At 42.3% G+C, this 4,377-nt stretch carries 9 protein-coding genes and 1 pseudogene; 7 read left to right on the top strand and 3 right to left on the bottom strand.

The window, feature by feature from the left end:
• Window positions 1-278: 278 nt before the first annotated feature.
• From FNW02_RS39820 to FNW02_RS39405, 3 genes are all read left to right on the top strand, one after another.
• Window positions 279-413: a chorismate mutase family protein gene (locus FNW02_RS39820; RefSeq protein WP_263627875.1), complete on the top strand. Its 135-nt coding sequence runs from the start codon at window positions 279-281 to the stop codon at window positions 411-413.
• On the top strand, window positions 410-733 hold the full coding sequence (locus tag FNW02_RS37420; RefSeq protein ID WP_191762513.1) for a hypothetical protein: 324 nt from the start codon (window positions 410-412) through the stop codon (window positions 731-733). The genes FNW02_RS39820 and FNW02_RS37420 overlap by 4 nt, the downstream gene beginning before the upstream one ends.
• A 189-nt stretch (window positions 734-922) precedes the next feature.
• Window positions 923-1,114 carry a hypothetical protein gene (locus FNW02_RS39405; RefSeq protein ID WP_225226285.1) on the top strand — a complete coding sequence of 64 codons (192 nt, stop codon included), beginning with the start codon at window positions 923-925 and terminating at the stop codon, window positions 1,112-1,114.
• Window positions 1,115-1,165: 51 nt separating this feature from the next.
• Here FNW02_RS39405 and FNW02_RS37410 read toward each other — a convergent pair whose 3' ends face one another.
• A complete protein-coding gene (locus FNW02_RS37410) occupies window positions 1,166-1,756 on the bottom strand; it encodes a zeta toxin family protein (protein WP_191762512.1) in 591 nt (196 codons plus the stop codon).
• Complete coding sequence (locus tag FNW02_RS37405) at window positions 1,756-2,001, bottom strand: MmgE/PrpD family protein (protein WP_191762511.1); 246 nt, start codon at window positions 1,999-2,001, stop codon at window positions 1,756-1,758. Before FNW02_RS37405 ends, FNW02_RS37410 begins: the two co-directional genes overlap by 1 nt.
• Window positions 2,002-2,156: 155 nt before the next feature.
• On the opposite strand from FNW02_RS37405, the gene FNW02_RS37400 reads away from it, so the two are divergent.
• Together FNW02_RS37400 and FNW02_RS37395 are read left to right on the top strand one after the other, a co-directional pair.
• A complete protein-coding gene (locus FNW02_RS37400; RefSeq protein WP_191762510.1) occupies window positions 2,157-2,366 on the top strand; it encodes a hypothetical protein in 210 nt (69 codons plus the stop codon).
• A complete protein-coding gene (locus FNW02_RS37395) occupies window positions 2,356-2,682 on the top strand; it encodes an acyl carrier protein (protein WP_191762509.1) in 327 nt (108 codons plus the stop codon). The genes FNW02_RS37400 and FNW02_RS37395 overlap by 11 nt, the downstream gene beginning before the upstream one ends.
• A 105-nt stretch (window positions 2,683-2,787) precedes the next feature.
• Here FNW02_RS37395 and FNW02_RS37390 read toward each other — a convergent pair.
• Window positions 2,788-2,955 (bottom strand): annotated as a pseudogene (locus FNW02_RS37390) (IS701 family transposase); the annotation flags it as partial.
• A gap of 31 nt (window positions 2,956-2,986) precedes the next feature.
• On the opposite strand from FNW02_RS37390, the gene FNW02_RS37385 reads away from it, so the two are divergent.
• Both FNW02_RS37385 and FNW02_RS37380 read left to right on the top strand, forming a co-directional pair.
• Window positions 2,987-3,124, top strand: coding sequence for a hypothetical protein (locus FNW02_RS37385; RefSeq protein WP_191762508.1), 138 nt, complete (start codon window positions 2,987-2,989; stop codon window positions 3,122-3,124).
• Window positions 3,125-3,617: 493 nt separating this feature from the next.
• A complete protein-coding gene (locus FNW02_RS37380; protein WP_191762507.1) occupies window positions 3,618-4,271 on the top strand; it encodes a hypothetical protein in 654 nt (217 codons plus the stop codon).
• Window positions 4,272-4,377 lie beyond the last annotated feature (106 nt).

Genomic DNA, 4,377 nt, shown 5'->3' with positions numbered 1-4,377 from the left:
GGCAGTAGGGGTTCAAGGATTTCCCACTCTTCGTCTGTTAGGCTGCTAGAGTACGGCATGGCTGCTGGATACGGTTTTTGCGGTAACTTTACTTCAATACAGTAAAAGATGTCAAATGGGTTCTATATACGGCATATAGTGAGGCGGAGGCGCTGGCCGAGATGATGCGGCGGTTTCCAGTGCGGGAGTGACGCTGCAAGGAAACTGACGATCACTGTAATATTTCGGACAAGTCTACTTGGGGCAGTTTTACCATCTTCCTTCAGTTGCCTGTAAAATTGAAGGTTAATCTCGTCAGTTATGCTTTTGAGCCGATGAAGATACCCAATGAATGTGAAAATATGGTAGACATTCGAGCCGAAATAGTCAGGCTAGACCATCAAGTTATTGCATTAATTGATCAACGTTTATGAGTAATCCTATTTCACATGAACAAGAGCCAGACTTCCGTTTGTCTATTCAAGAAAGCCTAAAACAGCTTTCCGCTCAATTGGGATCTCCTCTGGATGAAACATCAATCATGCAAATATACCAGAATGCATCCGAGCTACTGAGCCACCTTTCCCCATCACCCCTTACTTTTGCCCGTGTTGCAGGAACACTACTGGTTTACCAAGTCCAAAACACAGAATCCGAAGAGATAAAGTGGTTCAATACTCAAGTCAAACAATGCTTGAACGAAGAAGAAGTTGAGGAGTTAATTGAATCCATATATCGCACTGATACTTTGTGATTTCTCCCCATCATTGCATTAGTTAAACTAGAGAAAAACTTGGTTTCGCCTCAATGCAGAGATTCAACGCACAGTCAGGCGGTACTGACAGAATGTGCCGGGGGCGTAGACGCATAGCGGCTTGTCGTAGACATCGCTTATCTTAAAGAGGCGATACGAACTTGGAAAGGTATTAAGTCACCGGAGGCTGTGTTTGTTGCAGCTTGTATGGAGGGCAGGAAACCGGAGCCCGCGCAGGCTAAATCTGTTGTGATTGCTTGGTTTGAATGGGCAAGGCAGCAAAGGATTGTGATTGCGATGTCGGGGGAAGTTGTGTATACGCCGGATGGTGAGGCGGTGGAATTGCGGGAGATGATTAAGAAATATCCAAAAAACGAGTAATTTTACTTATTATTCGGGAAATTATCACAAATAAACAGATTGCCTCTGATTTTATTCAAGGGAATCTGGTCTGAGCAGGGATTTTAACCATTCAGGTAGCTCCTGGACTTTTTGTGTAACTCTTCCATTTTCAATGGTTAGTACTTGTTGATATCCTTCTGCTGTTGAGTTATCAAAAATCAAAATCCGATCAGCTTCTTGTATGGCTACTGATAAATTGGATAGACTGCGTAAATATCTACGCCGAATGTCTTCTTCTGGTACGTTATGTCCGCCTTGTGCAACTCTAGTAGCAACACGCTCAATGCTAATTTCTACATTATCGATGCCAACATAAATGAGGTAGACTTGCCACCCTTTTTGCCTAACCTCTGCCATCATTCGTAGATATGTATGGCCAGATAGCGTAGTTTCCACTGCAAAGCTTTCGTTATTGATCAGGTAAGCACGAGCGCGTTTAATTGCTTGCCTTCCACCGAGTATTGCTGCTGCTTGGGGGTCATCAGGTCGAAGTTGTCGTGCTTCTTGATCCGGGTCGATAATTGGAACTCTCAAAGCTTGTTGAGTTGCATGAGTAAAGGTACTTTTACCCGACCCATTCGGGCCAGCAATTATGGTTAAAGTCGGTTTCGGTTGCGTCATCAACTGTTAACTTCGCGGATGATTTTTCGTGTTCCGTCTGAACGTAGATGATATTCAAAGCAACGACCATCTGATAACTCCATAATAGGTACACCTTTGAGAGAATAAAAAATTGGATGACCAGCAACTTTATGTTTGGTAATTTCTTTTTTGACACCTTCTTGTGCTAATCTCTCAAGCTCTTTTCCCCACACAGAGAATTCACTCTGTTTGCCGTTATTAGATTCAGTATTTCCCTGTATCATCTTCATCTCCTAGTTCCAGCCCAAATCAAACAAACTAACTATTTCAGTTTACTCCAGGGCAATTGCTTAGATGATGCTGATGAAGCAAAGTTTCCACAGTGGGGAATTGCTTGTGTGGATGGGGTGTTGGTGAAGTGGGATGGTAAACTAAAATAATGCTAGAAGACCCAGAAAAAACCAAAGAACTCTGGACTGATTACGTTTGGGCTGACACTGAAGCAGAAGCCGTGCAAAAATGTCAGATAAAAGCACAAGAAGCGACTATTGAAGGAAAAACAGTTGTAAGGTTAATTGGTAAACCAAAGAAAGTAGGTCAAGGAAAACGCTACGAATGCACGTTTGAGGGAGAGAATTATGACGCTTGAGCTTCCAGTGATTCCGAAACCTGGGGAAGTATTTTTAGCAGTGGAACTGACTGCTGTACAAAATATGACTGTTGCACAAACCCTCAGACTATTAGAAGACATGGGCTACAATCCATCTCTGCGGTATCGACAATGGAAAGATAGAAGGGTTTGTGTCTACGCTTTGCTCAGACATGATTTCGTCAATCCTGAAATTTTGCAAAACTCTGATTATCTTGGAGAACAACTAGACGCATTAGCAGAGGTAATTAAACCTGCTGATGCTATCACTTCACCACGCGGAATTAATAGCGCCAAAACACCTGCAATTGTGTAGATTTGAGCAAGTGTTCGGTTTGCACCTACCAACCTGCCCAACCCAGTTTTATATTCGGATACTGTCACCGACATCACAGGTGTAGGCTGGACTCTTCGGTTGCGTTTTAATCATAACAGCCGCAATTTCTGGCTTGGTGTGATAGACATCTGATTCTAATAACCTTTGCTTTGGCTTATAGACTTCAAACATCAGAGGTAATGTCATACCCTCAAATAATCTATAAGCTGTAACTGCAACTATTCCATTTTTGATTTTACCTAAATTACCTATCTATCACACAATCAAACCAAGGATACTCACAATGAGAGTACCCTTAACCCAGTCAAATCTACTACCGAACACCTCACCATCCTTGAACTACTGGGTGGAGTTAAGATCTGCACCATCTGCTTCCCGGCTGGGAGAAGGTGGAAATTATTGCTACGGTTGCGATGGCTAACCGCCCGCCTTCGGCATCGCTTCTCCAGTACAAGTCTACAATCTCGTCTCCCGGCAATGGCAACCAGGAGTGGTGAAAGACTACTGGGAACTAGGGGGTTTGAGTGTCAGTGCGCTGTTTTAGGCGGGTACTTTATGTTTTCAGTGGGGAGTGTGTGGCGGTGTTCGATGGAGTGGATGGGGACAAAAGTGTACCATGACCTCTTTAAGCCAAGTCAAACTCCTCAACCAAGTGAATATTTGCTACTTGTTTTATACCTAATGAGAGATTGTTTTATTTAATTTTTTATCATAGTATTTACTCCGTTAGAGTGTCTTTATATACATTTAATTCCCAAGCTGTTTCAGCAAGGTCTTAAATAATTCTTAGTTAGCTTGTATTTGTTAATTGGTGTGTTCCAGATTCTCAAGGCGTCCTGATTATCTTTCTTTAGATGTTAGGGATTGCTCTTTTCGGGTCATATTTACCAAGAAAAAACGGAGTCAGATCATTTATGGCTACATTTAACGTTAGCAACACCAATGATAGCGGTACTGGTTCACTACGGCAGGCAATACTAAATGCTAATGCTCTAACAGGAAAAGACTGGATCAATTTTGATGGCGTATTCGCTGACTCAATTGCTGATACTATTACCCTTGGTGGTAGTAGTCTAAGTATTACAGATGACTTGACCATTAATGGCACAGGTGCAAATTTGCTTACTGTTAGTGGTAATAATAACAGTCGTGTTTTTGAGATCAATAGTGGCACAACTTCAGAGATTGTTGGGCTGACTATTGCCAATGGCTATATTTCTGAAGATGTTCCTGGGGGTGCTGGTATTCTTAACTCTGGCACTTTAACGTTGAGCAATAGTATTATTAACGGGAACATAGCAGAGTCTGCAAATGGTGGTGGCATTTTCAACTCTGGCACTCTCAAGTTAAGCCATAGTAACATCAGCAACAACAGATCACAAGGATTCTACGGTGGTGGAGGCATCTTTAATAGGGGAACTTTAATAATAGATAACAGTAACATCAAGTCCAACTCGGGTGGTCAGTTGATTGGTAGCGAGGGCAGTGGCGGTATCTTCAACTCTGGGACTGCAACGTTAAACAATAGTACTATCAGTAACAACGGAGCTAGTAGTCTGCCAAGGTAACTTTGCTAAGTAAAACCTCTAATTGGTAAAATAGCCAAAAACGGGGTGTAACATGGCGAAAAAGTACATTGTTGACTTGAATAAAGATGAAGTTTCCCAGCTACAA

This window comes from Komarekiella delphini-convector SJRDD-AB1 (assembly GCF_014831675.1).
Lineage (GTDB): Bacteria > Cyanobacteriota > Cyanobacteriia > Cyanobacteriales > Nostocaceae > Komarekiella.
This window is presented reverse-complemented; position numbering and strand designations above follow the sequence as displayed.

Excerpts from the sequence above, each read along its gene's own strand:
- FNW02_RS37420 (WP_191762513.1), top strand. The coding sequence starts at position 410 with ATGAGTAATCCTATTTCACATGAACAAGAGCCAGACTTCCGTTTGTCT.
- FNW02_RS37400 (WP_191762510.1), top strand. The coding sequence starts at position 2,157 with ATGCTAGAAGACCCAGAAAAAACCAAAGAACTCTGGACTGATTACGTT.
- FNW02_RS37395 (WP_191762509.1), top strand. The coding sequence starts at position 2,356 with ATGACGCTTGAGCTTCCAGTGATTCCGAAACCTGGGGAAGTATTTTTA.
- FNW02_RS37410 (WP_191762512.1), bottom strand. The coding sequence starts at position 1,756 with ATGACGCAACCGAAACCGACTTTAACCATAATTGCTGGCCCGAATGGG.
- FNW02_RS37380 (WP_191762507.1), top strand. The coding sequence starts at position 3,618 with ATGGCTACATTTAACGTTAGCAACACCAATGATAGCGGTACTGGTTCA.
- FNW02_RS37385 (WP_191762508.1), top strand. The coding sequence starts at position 2,987 with ATGAGAGTACCCTTAACCCAGTCAAATCTACTACCGAACACCTCACCA.
- FNW02_RS37405 (WP_191762511.1), bottom strand. The coding sequence starts at position 2,001 with ATGATACAGGGAAATACTGAATCTAATAACGGCAAACAGAGTGAATTC.